Source organism: Pseudomonas putida, from assembly GCF_025905425.1.
Classification (GTDB): Bacteria; Pseudomonadota; Gammaproteobacteria; order Pseudomonadales; family Pseudomonadaceae; genus Aquipseudomonas; species Aquipseudomonas putida_AF.
Genome location: NZ_CP109603.1, coordinates 5,490,946 through 5,506,547, shown reverse-complemented (window position 1 = coordinate 5,506,547; position 15,602 = coordinate 5,490,946). Strand labels below are relative to the sequence as shown.

The window sequence follows — 15,602 nt, the reverse complement described above, 5'->3', positions numbered from 1 at the left end:
GACTACCCCCGGTTGATCAGTGCAACGATGGCTTGGACGCGGGTGCGGCCGGCTTGGCCAGCTCGGAGAACAGCAGCAGCGGCGCGACGCGCAGGTACTCCATGACTTCCATGTAGTCGCTCTCGCCATCTTCGGACTCTTCGAGGGCTTCTTGTACCTGGGAGATTGCAACCAGGTCCTGCAGCACGTCCTTGGCCTCGGTGGAAAGGTCCTTGCCACCGGCGTTCAGGCCAAAACCGGTGATGAAGCCTTGGCACCACTGGCCCAGCGCCGCAGCACGGTCGGCCAGCGCAGCGTCATCGGTTGGCAGCAGCAGGACGATGGCCATGTCATCGCTGGTCAGCTCGCCCTTGACCATCTCCTGCAAGCCGATCAGGGCATTGCGGACAGTATCACCGGGTTCGTTTTCCAGCAGTTGGGCGGCGTCGGCCAGCCAGGCGTCGGCATCGAAGCCGGCACCGGCGCAGCTGCGCCCGACCAGCAAGCCATGCAGCTCGGCAGGAGTGACAGGGTGGCCATTGCTGGCAAGCAGCATGGCGAATGCAATGTAGGGCGATTGGGTATTGGGCATGGGCAACTAGGCGCCAGACGGCGCAATGACTAGAATGGAGACCTTGTATCCTAGCACCGGCAGGCGCGCCAAGACCATCGGCACTGGCCGTCGCGGCCTGGGGAGAGGCATCATCGCCAGGTGACTCAACGACGGAGCGATTCGAGTGCAACCCACGCAAGAGAACGACCTGCAAGCGCTGATGAGCCGATTCGAGTTGCTGATCGAACGTGTCGAGCAACTAAAACGGCAAAATGCACTCTTAGTAGCTCAGGAAAAGTCCTGGCGCGAAGAGCGCGCCCACCTCATCGACAAGAACGAGATCGCCAAGCGCAAAGTCGAGTCGATGATTTTGCGCCTCAAGGCTCTGGAGCAAGACTCATGAGTTCAAGCAATAGCGTCACCGTGCAGATCCTCGACAAGGAATACTCGATCATCTGCCCGCCGGAAGAGCGCAACAACCTGGTCAGCGCGGCGCGCTACCTGGACGGCAAAATGCGCGAGATCCGCAGCAGCGGCAAGGTGATTGGCGCCGACCGCATCGCGGTCATGGCGGCGTTGAACATTACCCACGAGATGCTGCATCGCCAGGAAGATCGTAGCGCGGCCCCGGCCGCTGGCACCAACCGCGAACAGGTGCGCGACCTGCTCGATCGGGTCGATAAGGCTTTGTCCGACGACACGGATACCAAAATCGGCTGAGATTGGTATACTGGCGCCACTCCCTGGGGGATGCGCCAGTCGGTTATGTCCCTGAGCCGATACGCACAACCACGGGGGTTGCACGCTGGGGCCGGTGTGCATGTCCGCCCGACGGAAAGCCTTAACGCCCCCTGCAATCTCCACCTTGAACTTTCGGGTTCAAGGGCTACACCGATAGCGGTCCTATCGGGGAGCCTTATTTTTTTGCTCGCCCTTGCCGCGGGCAAATTCCACACCAGTCGCGACAACTGGGAACGCCTGTGCCATGACCGACACCGCGCCGCTCACCCGCCCCCAGCTCCGTCGCCTGCTCCGCAATGCCCGCCGCGCACTGACACCTGCCCAGCAACGCCAGGCCACCCTTGGCCTGTATCGCCAGCTGGCGCAACACCCGCTGTTCCGCCGCGCCCGGCACATTGCCTTGTACTTGCCCAACGACGGCGAAATCGACCCCTGCCTGTTACTGCGCGAAGCCCAGCGACGGGGCAAACGCACCTACCTGCCGGTACTGCACGCCTGGCCGCGCACGCGCATGGTGTTTCAGCGTTTCGAGCAGGGTGAAAAACTCAAGCGCAACCGCTTCCGTATTCCAGAACCCCTGACCGACCGCAAACGTCAGCGCCCGATCTGGTCCCTGGACCTGATCCTGCTGCCGCTGGTGGGCTTCGATGAAGTGGGTGGGCGCCTTGGCATGGGCGGTGGCTTCTATGACCGCAGCCTGGCCTATCAGGCACGCCGCAAGACCTGGAAGAAACCTTTGCTATTGGGGCTGGCGCATGAATGCCAGAAGGTCGAACGGCTGGCGCAGGCCAGTTGGGATGTACCCTTGCAGGGGACGGTCTCGGACTGCGGCTGGTACCTGGCGCCGAATTGAGCGGCGCCAGCGAAGGGCATCAACGTGGCGGCTGGCTGGCGTCGACTGGCATCTGATAGGCGGTGTCCAGCTTGCGCTCCCAGAAACCCTGCGCATAACCAGTGGTGACCACACCCAGGCCAAAAATGAACACCAGGATCCACAGAAGATCCGGCTTTTTGCGTTGATTCATCGAAGATTGCCCCCCAGGCAAACTGTTGCGGCTTGGCGATTTTCTGGGTATCGCCAGAGCATCTCGCTTTAAACGGGGCGCATTTTCCGACAACCTGCGTCGACACGCAAACATTGGCGCCAACCGGCTGTCGGTTTCGTGCAACAGGTTATTTCAAACCTTTTCAGGAGCAGCATGCATGGCCTATTGGCTGATGAAATCCGAGCCCGACGAGCTCTCGATCGAAGCCCTTGGCCGCCTGGGCGAAGCACGCTGGGACGGCGTGCGTAACTATCAGGCGCGCAATTTCCTGCGGGCCATGAGCGTGGGCGATGAGTTCTTCTTCTACCACTCCAGCTGCCCGCAACCGGGCATTGCCGGCATCGCCAGAATCACTGCGGCGGCCTACCCGGACCCCACCGCGCTGGACCCAGAAAGCCATTATTACGACCCCAAGGCCACGGCCGAGAAAAACCCGTGGAGTGCGGTGGACGTGGCGTATGTGAAAACCCTTCCCAAGGTGCTTGACCTTGGCAGGCTCAAACAACAGGCCGCCCTTGCCGAACTGCCACTGGTGCAAAAAGGCAGCCGCCTGTCGGTGATGCCGGTTACCCCCGAGCAATGGGCGGCAATTGTCGCACTGAGGTAAAGATGCGCTAGGATCAAGAGGTTTGACCGATATCAACACGCCATGGATAGCCACACGCCACGATAGGGGCGTGCATTGAGCAGGGATGCTGACTGATGAATCGATATGCCCCCAGGATCTTCGCTACCGCGCTGATCGCCTTACTGGCGACCGCAGCCGGGCTGGGTTACTGGAAGTCGCTCCACGACCAATTGCCGGAAGGCTTGAGCATGGGCAACGGCCGCCTCGAAGCGACCGAAGTGCAGATTGCCACCAAGGTCCCTGGGCGCTTGGCCGAAGTCCGGGTCGACGAAGGCGACAAGGTTACCCGCGGCCAGCTCCTGGCCCGTATCGATACCCGCACCATGGAAGCCCAGCGCAACCAGGCCGAAGCCGAAGTGCTGCGCGCCCGGGAAAACTACGCCGCAGCCCAGGCCAGTGTGCAACTGCGCCAGAGTGAGCTATTGCTGGCCGGCCAGGAACTCAAGCGCGTGCGCGAGATCTTCAAGCGCAACTTTGCCAGCCAACAGTTGCTCGACCAGCAGCAGGCCCGCTTCGACACGGCCAATGCGGCAGTGGTCGCCGCGCGCGCCCAACTGGCAGCAGTGAAAGCCGCCATCGGCGCCGCCCAGGCCCAGGTGGCCCAATTGACCAGCGAGATCGACGACAGCAGCCTGCGCGCGCCCATCGACGGCATCATCCAGCTGCGCCTGGCCGAACCGGGTGAGGTCCTGGGTGCTGGCGGTCGAGTACTGATGCTGATCGACCCGAGCGACCAGTACATGAACCTTTACCTGCCGGCGTCCACCAGCGGCCGGCTGACCGTTGGCGATCAGGCACGCATCGTCCTCGACGCCCTGCCCGAGCAGGCCCTGCCGGCGAAGGTGGCCTTTGTCGCGGCCAAAGCACAGTTCACCCCGAAACAGGTCGAAACCCGCGACGAGCGGCAGAAACTGGTATTTCGCGTCAAACTGCGCCTGAGCGATCCAAGCGCCGTGCCGCAAGCCAAGCCGGGCATGCCGGGTGCTGGCTATGTGCGCACAGCTGACGTGGACTGGCCGGCCAACCTGCAATGAACGCGCCGGCATTGCTGGCCGAGGGCATCAGCCACCGTTATGGCGACCTGATCGCCCTGCAGACGCTGGGCTTCAGCCTGCCCAGCGGAACCCGCTGCGCACTCATCGGCCCTGATGGGGCCGGCAAATCGACCCTGCTCGGGCTGATCGCTGGCGTGAAACGCCTGCAGCAAGGAGAGTTGCAGGTCCTGGGCGGTTCGATCCGCCAGCGCCGCCATCGTGCCGCGCTGTACCCCAAGGTGGCCTTCATGCCCCAGGGGCTGGGCAACAACCTTTACCCCGAGCTGTCGATCAGCGAGAACATTCGCTTTTTCGCCACGCTGTTTGGCCTGGGCCGGCGCGAATGCGAGCAACGCATGGCCAACCTGCTGCATGCCACCGACCTGCAACGTTTCGCCGAGCGCCCGGCGGGCAAGCTGTCGGGTGGCATGAAGCAGAAACTGGGCCTGTGCTGCGCGTTGATCCACGAGCCTGACCTGCTGATCCTCGACGAACCCACGACCGGGGTCGACCCCCTGTCGCGGCGGCGCTTCTGGGAACTGGTCGAGCAGGTGCGTGCGCAACGCCCGCAATTGACGCTGCTGGTGGCCACCGCCTACATGGAAGAGGCCGAGCAGTTCGAGCATTGCCTGATGCTCGATGGCGGCAAACTGATTGCCGCAGGCCTCAGCCAAACCCTGGCGGCGGTCACGCCCAGCGGCAAACTGGACGATGCCTTTACCCACTTCCAGGGCGCTGGCAAAACGCAACACGCGCCGCTGAGCATCCCGCCGCGCCCGGCAAATGACGGCCCGGTGGCCATCGAAGCGCACGACCTGACCCTGCGCTTTGGTGATTTTACGGCAGTGAACAAGGTCACTTTCGCCATTGGCCGGGGCGAGATTTTCGGTTTTCTCGGTTCCAACGGCTGCGGCAAGACCAGCACCATGAAAGTGCTCACCGGCCTGATGCCTGCCAGCGAGGGTAGCGCCAGCCTGCTCGGACGCCCGGTGGACGCCAGCGACCTGGCCACGCGCAAGCGGGTTGGGTTCATGTCGCAAAGCTTCTCGCTGTACGGCGAGCTCAGCACCCGCCAGAACCTGACGCTGCATGCCCGCCTGTTCGACCTGCCGAAGGCCGAAAGCGCCCAGCGAATCGATGAACTGATCGAACGCTTCGACCTCGGCAGCATCGCCGACCAGCCGTCAGGCGCCCTGCCCCTGGGCCTGCGCCAGCGCCTGTCGCTGGCGGTCGCGGTGCTGCACCGCCCTGAAGTGCTGATCCTCGACGAGCCGACTTCCGGCGTCGACCCTGCCGCCCGCGATGACTTCTGGCGGCTGCTGGTGGAATTGTCCCGCGAGCAAGGCGTGACCATTTTCCTGTCCACCCACTTCATGAACGAAGCCCAGCGCTGCGACCGCATTTCGCTGATGCATGCAGGCCGCGTGCTGGCCTGCGACACGCCAGATGCCCTGCAGCGCCAGTACACCGGCAAAACCCTGGAAGACGCCTTCGTCCGCTGCCTGGAACAAGCCCAGGAGCCCGCGCCCCAGGCCCCGGACAGCACCGTATTGGAGCAGGCAGCCACGGCCACCCCGCCATTGCGCCAAGGCTTCAGCCTGCGCCGCCTGTGGGCGGTCGCCAGCCGAGAGGGCAAAGAACTGCTGCGCGACAAGGTGCGCCTGGCCTTTGCCCTGCTCGGCGCCGTGTTCATGATGGTGATCTTTGGCTATGGCATCTCGCTGGATGTAGAGAACCTCGCCTTCGCCGTTCATGATCAGGACCAGAGCCCACAAAGCCGCGCCTACCTCGAAGCATTCCGTGGTTCACGCTATTTTGCCGAACAGGCGCCGATCCGTGATACCCGCGAGATGCACCAGCGCCTGCAACGCTCCGAAATCAAACTGGCCCTAGAGATCCCCCCCGGCTTTGGCCGTGATCTGCACGCCGGTCGCCAACCGGTGGTGGCGGCCTGGCTGGACGGTGGCATGCCGTTTCGTGCGGAGACCAGCCGCAACTACGTCGAGGCGGTGCACCAGGCGAACCTCGAACAGCTTGCCGCGTCCGGCCCGCAACCGGTGCAGCGCCAGGACCCGGTGCGGCTGGAAACGCGTTTTCGCTACAACCAGGATGTGGTCAGCGTGAATGCCATCGGGCCAGGCGTGATGGCGCTGATCCTGGCCTTCATCCCGGCCATGCTCACGGCCTTGGGCATCGTCCGGGAAAAGGAGCTGGGCTCGATCACCAACTTCTACGCCACCCCGCTCACCCGCCTGGAGTTCCTGCTTGGCAAGCAGCTGCCCTACCTGGCCGTCAGCCTGGTCAACCTGGCGTTGCTGGTGGCGATGAACCGCTGGCTGTTTGCCGTGCCACTCAAGGGCAGCGTGCTGGCCCTGGCCTGCGGCGGGGTCGCCTACCTGCTGGCAACCACCAGCCTGGGCTTGTTGATTTCGGCTTTCACCCGCACCCAGATCGCGGCCATCCTGGGCACCATGATCATCACCAGCCTGCCGACCATCCAGTTTTCCGGGCTGATCGTGCCGCGCTCGTCGCTGGACGGCGCGGCGGCGGTGATGGGCCAGCTGTTCCCGGCGGGCTACTTCCTCGACATTGCAGTCGGCACCTTCACCAAAGCGCTGGGCCTGCGCGAGCTGTGGCCGCAATGCCTGATCCTGCTGAGCTTCTTTGCCGTGTTCACCGGCCTGAGCCTGGCCATGCTCAAGAAGCAGGAGGCCTGACATGTCGCGCCTTAACCACACTTTGCGCCTGGGCCTGAAGGAACTGACCAGCCTGCGCCATGACAGCGTGCTGCTGTTGTTTTTGCTGTATGCCTTCAGCGTGGCGATCTACATGCCTGCAGCGGGTTCGGTGATCGGCGTGCACAACGCCAGTGTCGCGGTGGTGGACGAAGACCACAGCCTGCTTTCGCGCAAGCTCACCGAGGCACTGCAACCGCCCGAGTTCCAGCCTGCCGTCCCCCTGCCCCCGGACCGCCTGGACCAGGCCATGGACAGCGGCCAGTACACCTTCGTGATCAATGTGCCGGTGAATTTCCAGAGCGACCTGCTGGCCGGGCGCTCACCCGAACTGCAGATCAACGTCGACGCCACGGCCATGAGCCAGGCGTTCATGGGCGCCGGCTACATCGGCCGGATCTTCGAGCGCGAGTTGCTCGATTATGCCCAGCGCACGACAACGCAGAGCCCCGTGCTGATCAACCCCAAGGCACTGTTCAACCCCAATCTGGAGGGTGGCTGGTTTCTGGCTGTGATCCAGATCGTCAACAACATCACGATCCTGGCCATCATCCTCACCGGCACCGCGTTGCTGCGCGAGCGCGAACACGGCACGCTCGATCACTTGCTGGTGCTACCGCTGACCGCACTGGAAATCATGCTGGCGAAGATCGCCAGCAACGCGCTGGTGGTGGTGATCTGTACCTGGATTTCGCTCATCGTGGTGGTCAAGGGCGCCCTGGGCGTGCCGCTGTCCGGCTCCATGGGGCTGTTCCTGGCCGTGACCGCGCTGTACCTGTTCGCCAGTACCGCGTTGGGGATCTTCCTGGCCACCTTGGCGCGCTCGACGCCTCAATTCGGCCTGCTGGCGATCCCGGTCATCATCCCGATGCTGTTGCTGTCAGGCGGCAGCACCCCGCTGGACAGCATGCCGCAGTGGCTGCAATGGGTCATGCAGGGTTCGCCATCGACGCATTTCGTCAGCCTCGGCGCCGCGATTCTGTTCCGCGACGCCGGGTTGGCCGTGGTGTGGCCAGACATCCTGGCTCTGGCGGTGATCGGCCTGGTGTTCTTCAGCGTGGCGCTGGCGCGCTTTCGGCGGACCCTCGCCTCCTGATCACTGCACGATCAGGTTGTTGAACAGCAGGTCTTCGACAATCGGCTTGCCCTCTTCCGCTTCCATCACCTGCTGCACCTGCTTCAGGGCTTCCTGGCGCAGTTGCTCCTTGGCGTCGACGTTGCTCATGCTGTCCACCGTCTGCTGGGTGAACAGCGCCACCAGCTGGTTACGAATCAACGGCTCGTGGTGTTTCACGGCTTTGGCGGCTTCATCACCGGTCACACGCAGGGCCACGTCGGCCTTGTAGATGCGCAGCTTGGGGCCACCGTCGAGGGCGTAATTACCGACAAAGGGGGGGCTCAGGGTGATGTAGGCGACCTTGGGCGCCCCTTCCTTGGCTTCTTCGGCCACGGCCGCAACTGGCAGCATCAGGGCCAGCACCATCAAGATCCACGCTTTCACGAATTCGCTCCTCAATACAATTGGCGCCAGCTTACCCAGCACACCGCTCAAACCCAAGCCCAGGCTTATGCCGGCCCATCAGGGTAGGCCATGCTCGTTGACCCGGCTGGTGGCCCTCCTACACTTATCGGCCACTACCCGCAAAGGAATAGCCCCGATGAAAGCTGTGTTGTGCAAAACCCTGGGCCCGGCGCGTGACCTGGTACTGGAAGACGTCGCCAGCCCCGTGCCGAAAAAGAACGAGATCCTGCTTGATGTGCAGGCTGCGGGCGTCAACTTCCCAGACACCCTGATCATCGAAGGTAAATACCAGTTTCAACCGCCGCTGCCGTTCTCCCCAGGTGGCGAAGCCGCTGGCGTGGTTGCGGCGGTTGGCGATAGGGCCGGTGCGTTCAAGGTTGGCGACCGGGTCATGGCGCTCACTGGCTGGGGCGCGTTCGCCGAACAGGTGGCGGTGCCCTTCTACAACGCGATGCCCATCCCCAAAAGCATGGACTTCACCACCGCCGCAGCCTTTGGCATGACCTATGGCACCTCGATGCATGCACTCAAGCAGCGTGGCCAACTGCAGCCCGGGGAAACCCTGCTGGTGCTGGGGGCATCTGGTGGGGTGGGCCTGGCGGCGGTGGAAATAGGCAAGGCCATGGGCGCACGGGTAATCGCCGCTGCCAGCAGCGCCGAAAAGCTGGCCGTAGCCAAGGCTGCCGGGGCCGACGAGCTGATCGACTACAGCCAGGCCAGCCTCAAGGACGAGATAAAACGACTGACCGGTGGCCAGGGGGTGGACGTGATCTACGACCCGGTGGGCGGTGAGCTGTTCGACCAGGCGGTAAGGGGCCTGGCCTGGAATGGCCGGCTGCTGGTAGTCGGGTTTGCCAGCGGGGCTATCCCACAGATGGCGGCGAACCTGGTGCTACTCAAGGGCGCGGCGGTGGTGGGGGTGTTCTGGGGCGCGTTTGCCCAGCGTCAGCCACAGGACAATGCGGCTAACTTCCAGCAGCTGTTTGCCTGGCATGCTGAAGGCAAGCTGAAGCCGCTGGTGTCGAAGACTTATCCACTGGGTGAGGCTGGGGCGGCGATCGAGCTGCTGGGGCAGCGCAAGGCTGTGGGTAAGTTGGTGGTGCTGACAAGTTAACGTCTGGCTGCTTGGTTGCCTGCTCGGGCCTCTTCGCGGGGCAAGCCCGCTCCCACAAGTTATCCACTGCCTTCAAGTCGGCTCGGGTGCCTGTGGGAGCGGGCTTGCCCCGCGAAGAGGCCGGTACTGCCAGTCAATAAATCAGACTTCGCGCAGGTTATGGCAGCGCCTGAACCGCGCCTCCAGGTTGCGATCCGGCATCTGGTGATTGCGCAATGCGTTCAACGTCTGCTCCACATACTCGCGCGTGGTGCCATAACGCCCCTTGGCACTGGCAAGAATCTGGCTGAGCAATGTGTCAGGTAAGTTCCCCGCATAACACGGCAAGTGGCGCTCCAGCACAAAACCCAAGGCCTGCACCTTGCTGCCATCCCCTAACCGGCAGCTGAGCCAATGCGGCCGGTAGGCCGGGTACGGCATCTCGCGTTGCCACAGGGCCATCAGCGAATCATCCAGGTTGCTTTCATCCAGCCGATAGGCAAAACCACTGCACGAACCACCCCGGTCCAGGCCGAACACCAGGCCTGGGGTTTCCGGCGTACCACGGTGCTCGTGCGACCACAGGTACAAGCCACGGTGATAACCGTGCACCCGTGCACGTTGACGCTCTACCGAACTGCACTCCGGGCGCCAGATCAACGAGCCATAAGCGAACAGCCACACAGGCCCACCTTCATGGCGAGACATGGTCGTTTGCATGGAGTTGATCAATTGCTCGCGGGTCAATTGCTGGCCGAAGTCGAGCGCCGGAGGGTAAGCACTTGTCCAGGACAAACTTTCAATTGCCGACATAAGCTGCCGCCATTATTCCCTGTGAACTACAGATGGAGCGAGAATCGCTGCGTGTCAGGGCTGACGCCCCGCACCTAAGGTGTCTGTATTAACCTTAGGATAGAAATACGCCAACACTCAAGCCCGACAGCCAAAGTTTCACGCAAACTTCCGACGGTTGGAGAGTCGAGTTTCGAGTCGAGTAAAAGTTATTAGCCAAGGCGGTAACAATTACCGCCTTATACCCACTCTTTTGAACTTGGGTTATTAGCCGCGCGGCGCGTAGGCAAACACGTCCGCACGCATGCGGTGCGCATCCATGCCGGCCTCGACCAGGGCATCAAGGGTGGCATAGACCATGTTTGGCGAGCCGCTGGCATAGACATGCACAGTATTGAGGTCCTGGATGTCTTCGCAAACGGCCTCGTGCAGCATGCCGCAACGTCCTTCCCACCCACACAGGTCACTGACGACCTTGTGCAGGAACAGGTTGGGCAGGCGCTGCCATTCGTCCCAGTGCTCAATCTGGTAGAAGTCCTCGGGCCGACGCACACCCCAGTAAAGGTGTACCGGATGCTTGAAGCCCTGGGCGCGGCAATGTTCGACCAGGCTGTGCATCTGGCCCATTCCCGTACCGGCTGCAATCAACACCAGCGGGCCATCTGGCAGCTCGGCCAGGTGCGTATCGCCAAAGGGCATTTCGATGCGCGCCAGGCGATCACGTTGCAGTTGCTCGATCAACTGCAGCGCGCTGGGCTCACGCGCCAGTACGTGCAGTTCCAGCTCACGCCCACCATGGGGCGCAGACGCCAGGGAGAACGCCGCCTGCTTGCCACCCTCTCGCTCGATCATCAGGTACTGCCCGGCGTGATACCGCAGCGGCTTGCCGGCAGGCGCACGCAGGCGTACGCGCCAGACGTCGCCACCGACATCAACGCACTCGCTCACGCTACACGCCAGCTTGCGCACTGGCAGCTCGCCCAGGGCGAGCACACCGTCCCAGAGCAACACACAGTCCTCCAGCGGTTCGGCAATGCAGGTAAACAGCTCGCCATGGTCGCGTACTTCGCCGTTCTGGCGGACGCTCCCCTCCACCAGCAAGGCGGCGCAGACATGGCAATTGCCATTGCGGCAGCTGTTGGGGCAGTCATAGCCCAGCCGCCGCGCTCCATCCAGGATCCGTTCCCCGGGTTCGAGCGCCAGCACTGCCCCGGACGGCTGCAACGTTACCTGCATCAATCTATTCCCAACTGATCCCACAGCTCATCGATACGGCGGGTGACGGCTTCGTCCTTGACGATGACCCGTCCCCATTCGCGTGTAGTCTCGCCCGGCCACTTGTGGGTGGCGTCCAGGCCCATCTTCGACCCCAGCCCCGACACCGGCGACGCGAAGTCCAGGTAGTCGATCGGGGTGTTGTCGATCATCACCGTATCACGCTTGGGGTCCATGCGTGTGGTGATGGCCCAGATCACATCGTTCCAGTCGCGGGCGTTGATGTCGTCGTCGGTAACGATAACAAACTTGGTGTACATGAACTGTCGCAGGAACGACCACACCCCCAGCATCACGCGCTTGGCGTGGCCTGGGTACTGCTTCTTCATGGTCACCACCGCCATGCGGTACGAGCAGCCTTCCGGTGGCAGGTAGAAGTCGACGATCTCCGGGAACTGCTTCTGCAGGATCGGCACGAACACTTCGTTCAGCGCCACCCCGAGAATGGCCGGCTCATCCGGCGGCCGGCCGGTGTAGGTGCTGTGGTAGATCGGTTTCTGCCGGTGCGTGATGCGCTCGACCGTGAACACCGGGAAGCTGTCCACTTCGTTGTAGTAGCCGGTGTGGTCGCCGTAGGGGCCTTCCGGCGCCATTTCGCCCGGGTGGATCACGCCTTCAAGGATGATCTCGGCGGTGGCGGGCACCTGCAGGTTGCTACCACGGCATTTGACCAGCTCGGTGCGGTTGCCACGCAGCAGGCCAGCGAACGCGTATTCGGACAGGGTATCGGGTACCGGCGTCACGGCGCCAAGAATGGTCGCAGGGTCTGCGCCCAGCGCAACGGCAACCGGGAACGACTGGCCTGGGTGCTTCTCGCACCATTCGCGGTAATCCAGCGCGCCACCACGGTGGCTCAGCCAGCGCATGATGACCTTGTTGCGGCCGATGACCTGCTGGCGGTAGATCCCCAGGTTCTGGCGGTCCTTGTTGGGGCCGCGGGTCACGGTCAGGCCCCAGGTGATCAGCGGTGCCACATCGCCTGGCCAGCAATGCTGGATCGGCAACTGGCCAAGGTCGACATCGTCACCTTCGACCACGACTTCCTGACACACCGCATCCTTGACCACTTTCGGCGCCATCGACACGACCTTCTTGAAGATCGGCAGTTTCGACCAGGCATCCTTGAGGCCCTTCGGCGGCTCTGGTTCTTTGAGGAACGCCAGCAGCTTGCCGATTTCGCGCAGTTCTTCGACCGACTCGGCGCCCATGCCCATGGCCACCCGCTCAGGCGTGCCGAACAGGTTCCCCAGTACCGGGATGTCGTACCCCGTGGGCTTCTCGAACAGCAACGCCGGGCCTTTGGCACGCAGTGTGCGGTCGCAAACCTCGGTCATTTCCAGGACGGGAGAGATCGGAACCTGGATGCGCTTGAGTTCACCGCGCTGTTCCAGGCCACGGATGAAGTCGCGCAAGTCGCGATACTGCATGCAGGAGCCTCGTGTTGGCCGTATCGGTCGGGGTGCAGAGTGTAGCGCCTAAGGGGGCAAAATGGCCAAAGGAGTCTGGGGATCAGCCGCTGCGGTGCTGTTCACTATTGTGCGAAACCACCTTTGACAGCCCGATGCCGAGTGCTTGCAGTACCTTCAACACAGTCGACAGCCGAGGATCACCGTCCGCAGCCAAGGCGCGATAGAGATTAGGGCGAGCAAGCCCCGTGGCCTGCGAAAGATTGCCCATACCACCTCGCGCTTCAGCCACGCGACGGACCGCCGTCAGAAAGCCCGCAGCACCACCAGGCTCATCGATTTCCTCAAGTGCCACGGCGAGATAATCGATGGCGAAGGTTTCGTCATTGCGAAGCATCTCAAGAACACTTTCTTCATGCGAACGCGTGCTGGTCATAGCGCTACCTTGTGCCTGTGCCAAAGCGACTTGGCTTGGTCGATATCAGCCTGCTGGCGGTCTTTCGAGCCGCCGCCGAGCAGGAAAATAATGCTCCGCCCATGGGTAGCGTAATAGATGCGGTAGCCTGGCCCAAAATCCAGTTTCATCTCGAACACACCGTCACCCACTGGCTCGGTCACACCGAAATGGCCCTGCTCTGCTCGGTCGACGCGTGTGGTAATTCGTGCTTTCAACCTTGTGTCGCGAATGGTGTCCAACCAGGCTTGGTAGAGATCTACACCGTTGACGGAAAGAACATGATGAACTGTGTACATCCATATTGTACCTTATAAGAGACAATCCATGTGTCGACTTATCCACCGCCCCCGGGGCTAGGCTCAATGACGTCGGGAGGCTGATGCTTGCAGGGGCTTGATCGGAAACCGCAGGCAGCATGGTGGCCTGCGTTAGGGCTACTGGCGAACGAACTTTTGTGACAAACAGCAAAAAGCCGGGTTTCCCCGGCTTTTTGCGTGATGCAGCGAAGCTTACTTACGCTTCATCGACAAGAAGAACTCGTCGTTGGTCTTGGTCTGCTTGAGCTTGTCGACCAGGAACTCGATGGCAGCGATCTCGTCCATCGGGTGCAGCAGCTTGCGCAGGATCCACATGCGCTGCAGTTCGTCGTCGGCGGTCAGCAACTCTTCGCGGCGGGTGCCGGAGCGGTTGATGTTGATGGCCGGGAACACACGCTTCTCGGCGATGCGGCGGTCCAGGGGCAGTTCCATGTTGCCGGTACCCTTGAACTCTTCGTAGATCACTTCGTCCATCTTCGAGCCGGTTTCGACCAGCGCGGTGGCGATGATGGTCAGCGAACCGCCTTCCTCGATGTTACGCGCGGCACCGAAGAAGCGCTTCGGCTTCTCCAGGGCGTGGGCGTCGACACCACCGGTGAGGACCTTGCCGGAGCTCGGGATCACGGTGTTGTAGGCACGCGCCAGACGGGTGATGGAGTCAAGCAGGATGACCACATCTTTCTTGTGCTCGACCAGGCGTTTGGCCTTCTCGATCACCATTTCGGCAACCTGCACGTGGCGGGTCGGCGGCTCGTCGAAGGTCGAGGCAACCACTTCGCCGCGCACGGTGCGCTGCATTTCGGTCACTTCTTCCGGACGCTCGTCGATCAGCAGGACGATCAGGTGGCACTCGGGGTTGTTACGGGTGATGTTGGCCGCGATGTTCTGCAGCATGATCGTTTTACCCGCTTTCGGCGGGGCGACGATCAGGCCACGCTGGCCTTTACCGATGGGTGCGCACAGGTCGATGACACGGCCGGTGAGGTCCTCGGTGGAGCCGTTGCCGGCTTCCATCTTCAGACGCTTGTTGGGGAACAGCGGCGTCAGGTTCTCGAACAGGATTTTGTTCTTCGCGTTTTCCGGGCGATCGAAGTTGATCGTGTCGACCTTCAGCAGGGCGAAGTAACGCTCCCCTTCCTTCGGCGGGCGGATCTTGCCGACGATGGTGTCGCCGGTTCGCAGGTTGAAACGGCGGATCTGGCTAGGCGAGACGTAGATGTCGTCAGGGCCGGCCAGGTAGGACGCATCAGCCGAACGCAGGAAACCGAAACCATCCTGGAGAATCTCCAGCACGCCGTCACCCGAGATCTCTTCGCCGCTTTTCGCGTGCTTCTTCAGCAGGGCGAAAATCACGTCCTGTTTGCGCGAACGGGCCATGTTTTCGATGCCCATCTGTTCGGCCATTTCCAGCAGATCGGTAATCGGCTTTTGCTTGAGTTCAGTCAGGTTCATAAGGGGAGTGACGTAATCATGTATGAAGGGAGGATTAAGCTTCTGGCTTAATGAAGCCGCGCCGCTAGAAGGCGATAGGATCGCGCACAGATTCTAATTAGGAGTGCGTCGGCGACGGCGTGCAGGGGGCACTGGAAAAGCAGTGCAAGGCCGAATGTAACACTTGCTTTTTTAGACGTCTAGTGGGTTGAAAAAGAAAAGCCCCGGTATTTCCGGGGCTTTTTCACATCACAGGTGGGCGTCGAGGAACGCGGCCAGCTGCGATTTCGACAATGCGCCGACCTTGGTGGCCTCGACGTTGCCGTTCTTGAACAGCATCAGCGTCGGGATGCCACGCACGCCATGCTTGGCGGGGGTTTCCTGGTTCTCGTCAATGTTCAGCTTGGCGACGGTCAGTTTGCCCTCATAGGTGGCAGCGATGTCGTCCAGCACCGGAGCGATCATCTTGCATGGGCCGCACCATTCAGCCCAGTAGTCAACCAGCACCGGGCCTTGAGCCTGCAGTACGTCGGCTTCGAAGCTGGCGTCGGTGACGTGTTTGATTTTGTCGCTCATGGAAATCTCCAAGGTCG

Annotated in this window: 18 protein-coding genes and 1 other RNA gene; 9 read left to right on the top strand and 10 right to left on the bottom strand. The window is 62.1% G+C overall.

All coding sequences use genetic code 11. The annotated features are described in order from the left end of the window. Positions 1-16 precede the first annotated feature (16 nt). Positions 17-571: a YecA/YgfB family protein gene (locus OGV19_RS24860; RefSeq protein WP_099430753.1), complete on the bottom strand. Its 555-nt coding sequence runs from the start codon at positions 569-571 to the stop codon at positions 17-19. A gap of 181 nt (positions 572-752) precedes the next feature. Between OGV19_RS24860 and OGV19_RS24855 the strand changes: the two genes are divergently transcribed. The 4 genes from OGV19_RS24855 to OGV19_RS24840 all read left to right on the top strand — a co-directional run bounded on the left by OGV19_RS24855 (position 753) and on the right by OGV19_RS24840 (position 2,126). Then, positions 753-935 (top strand): TIGR02449 family protein, encoded by a 183-nt coding sequence (locus tag OGV19_RS24855; RefSeq protein WP_264313999.1) that lies wholly within the window; start codon positions 753-755, stop codon positions 933-935. Next, positions 932-1,252, top strand: a complete 321-nt coding sequence (locus tag OGV19_RS24850) for a cell division protein ZapA (protein WP_264311083.1) — start codon at positions 932-934, stop codon at positions 1,250-1,252. Before OGV19_RS24855 ends, OGV19_RS24850 begins: the two co-directional genes overlap by 4 nt. Positions 1,253-1,269: 17 nt before the next feature. Continuing rightward, positions 1,270-1,449, top strand: a non-coding RNA gene (gene ssrS, locus OGV19_RS24845) — 6S RNA. A 68-nt stretch (positions 1,450-1,517) separates the two neighbouring features. Further along, the gene (locus OGV19_RS24840; protein WP_264311082.1) at positions 1,518-2,126 is read left to right on the top strand and encodes a 5-formyltetrahydrofolate cyclo-ligase; all 609 of its coding nucleotides are present in this window, start codon (positions 1,518-1,520) and stop codon (positions 2,124-2,126) included. A 19-nt stretch (positions 2,127-2,145) separates the two neighbouring features. Here the strand turns inward: OGV19_RS24840 and OGV19_RS24835 are convergent, their stop codons facing one another. Then, on the bottom strand, positions 2,146-2,298 hold the full coding sequence (locus OGV19_RS24835; RefSeq protein ID WP_167334468.1) for a hypothetical protein: 153 nt from the start codon (positions 2,296-2,298) through the stop codon (positions 2,146-2,148). A gap of 178 nt (positions 2,299-2,476) precedes the next feature. On the opposite strand from OGV19_RS24835, the gene OGV19_RS24830 reads away from it, so the two are divergent. The 4 genes from OGV19_RS24830 to OGV19_RS24815 all read left to right on the top strand — a co-directional run bounded on the left by OGV19_RS24830 (position 2,477) and on the right by OGV19_RS24815 (position 7,812). Then, positions 2,477-2,926, top strand: coding sequence for an EVE domain-containing protein (locus tag OGV19_RS24830; RefSeq protein WP_264311081.1), 450 nt, complete (start codon positions 2,477-2,479; stop codon positions 2,924-2,926). A gap of 95 nt (positions 2,927-3,021) precedes the next feature. Then, complete coding sequence (locus tag OGV19_RS24825; RefSeq protein ID WP_264311080.1) at positions 3,022-3,981, top strand: HlyD family secretion protein; 960 nt, start codon at positions 3,022-3,024, stop codon at positions 3,979-3,981. After that, positions 3,978-6,698: a ribosome-associated ATPase/putative transporter RbbA gene (gene rbbA, locus OGV19_RS24820; RefSeq protein WP_264311079.1), complete on the top strand. Its 2,721-nt coding sequence runs from the start codon at positions 3,978-3,980 to the stop codon at positions 6,696-6,698. The genes OGV19_RS24825 and rbbA overlap by 4 nt, the downstream gene beginning before the upstream one ends. A gap of 1 nt (position 6,699) precedes the next feature. Continuing rightward, on the top strand, positions 6,700-7,812 hold the full coding sequence (locus tag OGV19_RS24815; protein WP_264311078.1) for an ABC transporter permease: 1,113 nt from the start codon (positions 6,700-6,702) through the stop codon (positions 7,810-7,812). On the opposite strand, the gene OGV19_RS24810 is transcribed toward OGV19_RS24815, so the two are convergent. Continuing rightward, the gene (locus OGV19_RS24810) at positions 7,813-8,217 is read right to left on the bottom strand and encodes a flagellar basal body-associated protein FliL (protein WP_264311077.1); all 405 of its coding nucleotides are present in this window, start codon (positions 8,215-8,217) and stop codon (positions 7,813-7,815) included. It lies immediately after the preceding gene. Between the two features lie 157 nt (positions 8,218-8,374). Between OGV19_RS24810 and OGV19_RS24805 the strand changes: the two genes are divergently transcribed. Beyond that, the gene (locus OGV19_RS24805) at positions 8,375-9,352 is read left to right on the top strand and encodes an NADPH:quinone oxidoreductase family protein (protein ID WP_264311076.1); all 978 of its coding nucleotides are present in this window, start codon (positions 8,375-8,377) and stop codon (positions 9,350-9,352) included. Between the two features lie 141 nt (positions 9,353-9,493). Here OGV19_RS24805 and OGV19_RS24800 read toward each other — a convergent pair whose 3' ends face one another. From OGV19_RS24800 to trxA, 7 genes are all read right to left on the bottom strand, one after another. Then, positions 9,494-10,144, bottom strand: coding sequence for a gamma-glutamylcyclotransferase (locus tag OGV19_RS24800; RefSeq protein ID WP_264311075.1), 651 nt, complete (start codon positions 10,142-10,144; stop codon positions 9,494-9,496). Between the two features lie 246 nt (positions 10,145-10,390). Next, positions 10,391-11,359 carry a CDP-6-deoxy-delta-3,4-glucoseen reductase gene (locus OGV19_RS24795; RefSeq protein ID WP_264311074.1) on the bottom strand — a complete coding sequence of 323 codons (969 nt, stop codon included), beginning with the start codon at positions 11,357-11,359 and terminating at the stop codon, positions 10,391-10,393. Continuing rightward, complete coding sequence (ubiD, locus tag OGV19_RS24790; RefSeq protein ID WP_264311073.1) at positions 11,359-12,825, bottom strand: 4-hydroxy-3-polyprenylbenzoate decarboxylase; 1,467 nt, start codon at positions 12,823-12,825, stop codon at positions 11,359-11,361. Before ubiD ends, OGV19_RS24795 begins: the two co-directional genes overlap by 1 nt. An 82-nt stretch (positions 12,826-12,907) precedes the next feature. Continuing rightward, positions 12,908-13,240 carry an addiction module antidote protein gene (locus OGV19_RS24785; RefSeq protein ID WP_264311072.1) on the bottom strand — a complete coding sequence of 111 codons (333 nt, stop codon included), beginning with the start codon at positions 13,238-13,240 and terminating at the stop codon, positions 12,908-12,910. Continuing rightward, positions 13,237-13,557, bottom strand: a complete 321-nt coding sequence (locus tag OGV19_RS24780; protein ID WP_264311071.1) for a type II toxin-antitoxin system RelE/ParE family toxin — start codon at positions 13,555-13,557, stop codon at positions 13,237-13,239. The genes OGV19_RS24785 and OGV19_RS24780 overlap by 4 nt, the downstream gene beginning before the upstream one ends. A gap of 213 nt (positions 13,558-13,770) precedes the next feature. Beyond that, a complete protein-coding gene (rho, locus tag OGV19_RS24775; protein WP_003253661.1) occupies positions 13,771-15,030 on the bottom strand; it encodes a transcription termination factor Rho in 1,260 nt (419 codons plus the stop codon). Between the two features lie 228 nt (positions 15,031-15,258). Further along, positions 15,259-15,585 carry a thioredoxin TrxA gene (gene trxA, locus OGV19_RS24770; protein ID WP_012274768.1) on the bottom strand — a complete coding sequence of 109 codons (327 nt, stop codon included), beginning with the start codon at positions 15,583-15,585 and terminating at the stop codon, positions 15,259-15,261. Positions 15,586-15,602: the final 17 nt, after the last annotated feature.

What these genes read in the sequence shown, in the direction of transcription:
- OGV19_RS24815 (WP_264311078.1), top strand. Translation starts at nt 6,700, where the DNA reads ATGTCGCGCCTTAACCACACTTTGCGCCTGGGCCTGAAGGAACTGACC.
- rbbA (WP_264311079.1), top strand. Translation starts at nt 3,978, where the DNA reads ATGAACGCGCCGGCATTGCTGGCCGAGGGCATCAGCCACCGTTATGGC.
- OGV19_RS24795 (WP_264311074.1), bottom strand. Translation starts at nt 11,359, where the DNA reads ATGCAGGTAACGTTGCAGCCGTCCGGGGCAGTGCTGGCGCTCGAACCC.
- OGV19_RS24805 (WP_264311076.1), top strand. Translation starts at nt 8,375, where the DNA reads ATGAAAGCTGTGTTGTGCAAAACCCTGGGCCCGGCGCGTGACCTGGTA.
- OGV19_RS24835 (WP_167334468.1), bottom strand. Translation starts at nt 2,298, where the DNA reads ATGAATCAACGCAAAAAGCCGGATCTTCTGTGGATCCTGGTGTTCATT.
- OGV19_RS24780 (WP_264311071.1), bottom strand. Translation starts at nt 13,557, where the DNA reads ATGTACACAGTTCATCATGTTCTTTCCGTCAACGGTGTAGATCTCTAC.
- OGV19_RS24830 (WP_264311081.1), top strand. Translation starts at nt 2,477, where the DNA reads ATGGCCTATTGGCTGATGAAATCCGAGCCCGACGAGCTCTCGATCGAA.
- rho (WP_003253661.1), bottom strand. Translation starts at nt 15,030, where the DNA reads ATGAACCTGACTGAACTCAAGCAAAAGCCGATTACCGATCTGCTGGAA.
- ubiD (WP_264311073.1), bottom strand. Translation starts at nt 12,825, where the DNA reads ATGCAGTATCGCGACTTGCGCGACTTCATCCGTGGCCTGGAACAGCGC.
- OGV19_RS24800 (WP_264311075.1), bottom strand. Translation starts at nt 10,144, where the DNA reads ATGTCGGCAATTGAAAGTTTGTCCTGGACAAGTGCTTACCCTCCGGCG.
- OGV19_RS24825 (WP_264311080.1), top strand. Translation starts at nt 3,022, where the DNA reads ATGAATCGATATGCCCCCAGGATCTTCGCTACCGCGCTGATCGCCTTA.
- OGV19_RS24860 (WP_099430753.1), bottom strand. Translation starts at nt 571, where the DNA reads ATGCCCAATACCCAATCGCCCTACATTGCATTCGCCATGCTGCTTGCC.
- OGV19_RS24840 (WP_264311082.1), top strand. Translation starts at nt 1,518, where the DNA reads ATGACCGACACCGCGCCGCTCACCCGCCCCCAGCTCCGTCGCCTGCTC.
- OGV19_RS24785 (WP_264311072.1), bottom strand. Translation starts at nt 13,240, where the DNA reads ATGACCAGCACGCGTTCGCATGAAGAAAGTGTTCTTGAGATGCTTCGC.
- trxA (WP_012274768.1), bottom strand. Translation starts at nt 15,585, where the DNA reads ATGAGCGACAAAATCAAACACGTCACCGACGCCAGCTTCGAAGCCGAC.
- OGV19_RS24850 (WP_264311083.1), top strand. Translation starts at nt 932, where the DNA reads ATGAGTTCAAGCAATAGCGTCACCGTGCAGATCCTCGACAAGGAATAC.
- OGV19_RS24855 (WP_264313999.1), top strand. Translation starts at nt 753, where the DNA reads ATGAGCCGATTCGAGTTGCTGATCGAACGTGTCGAGCAACTAAAACGG.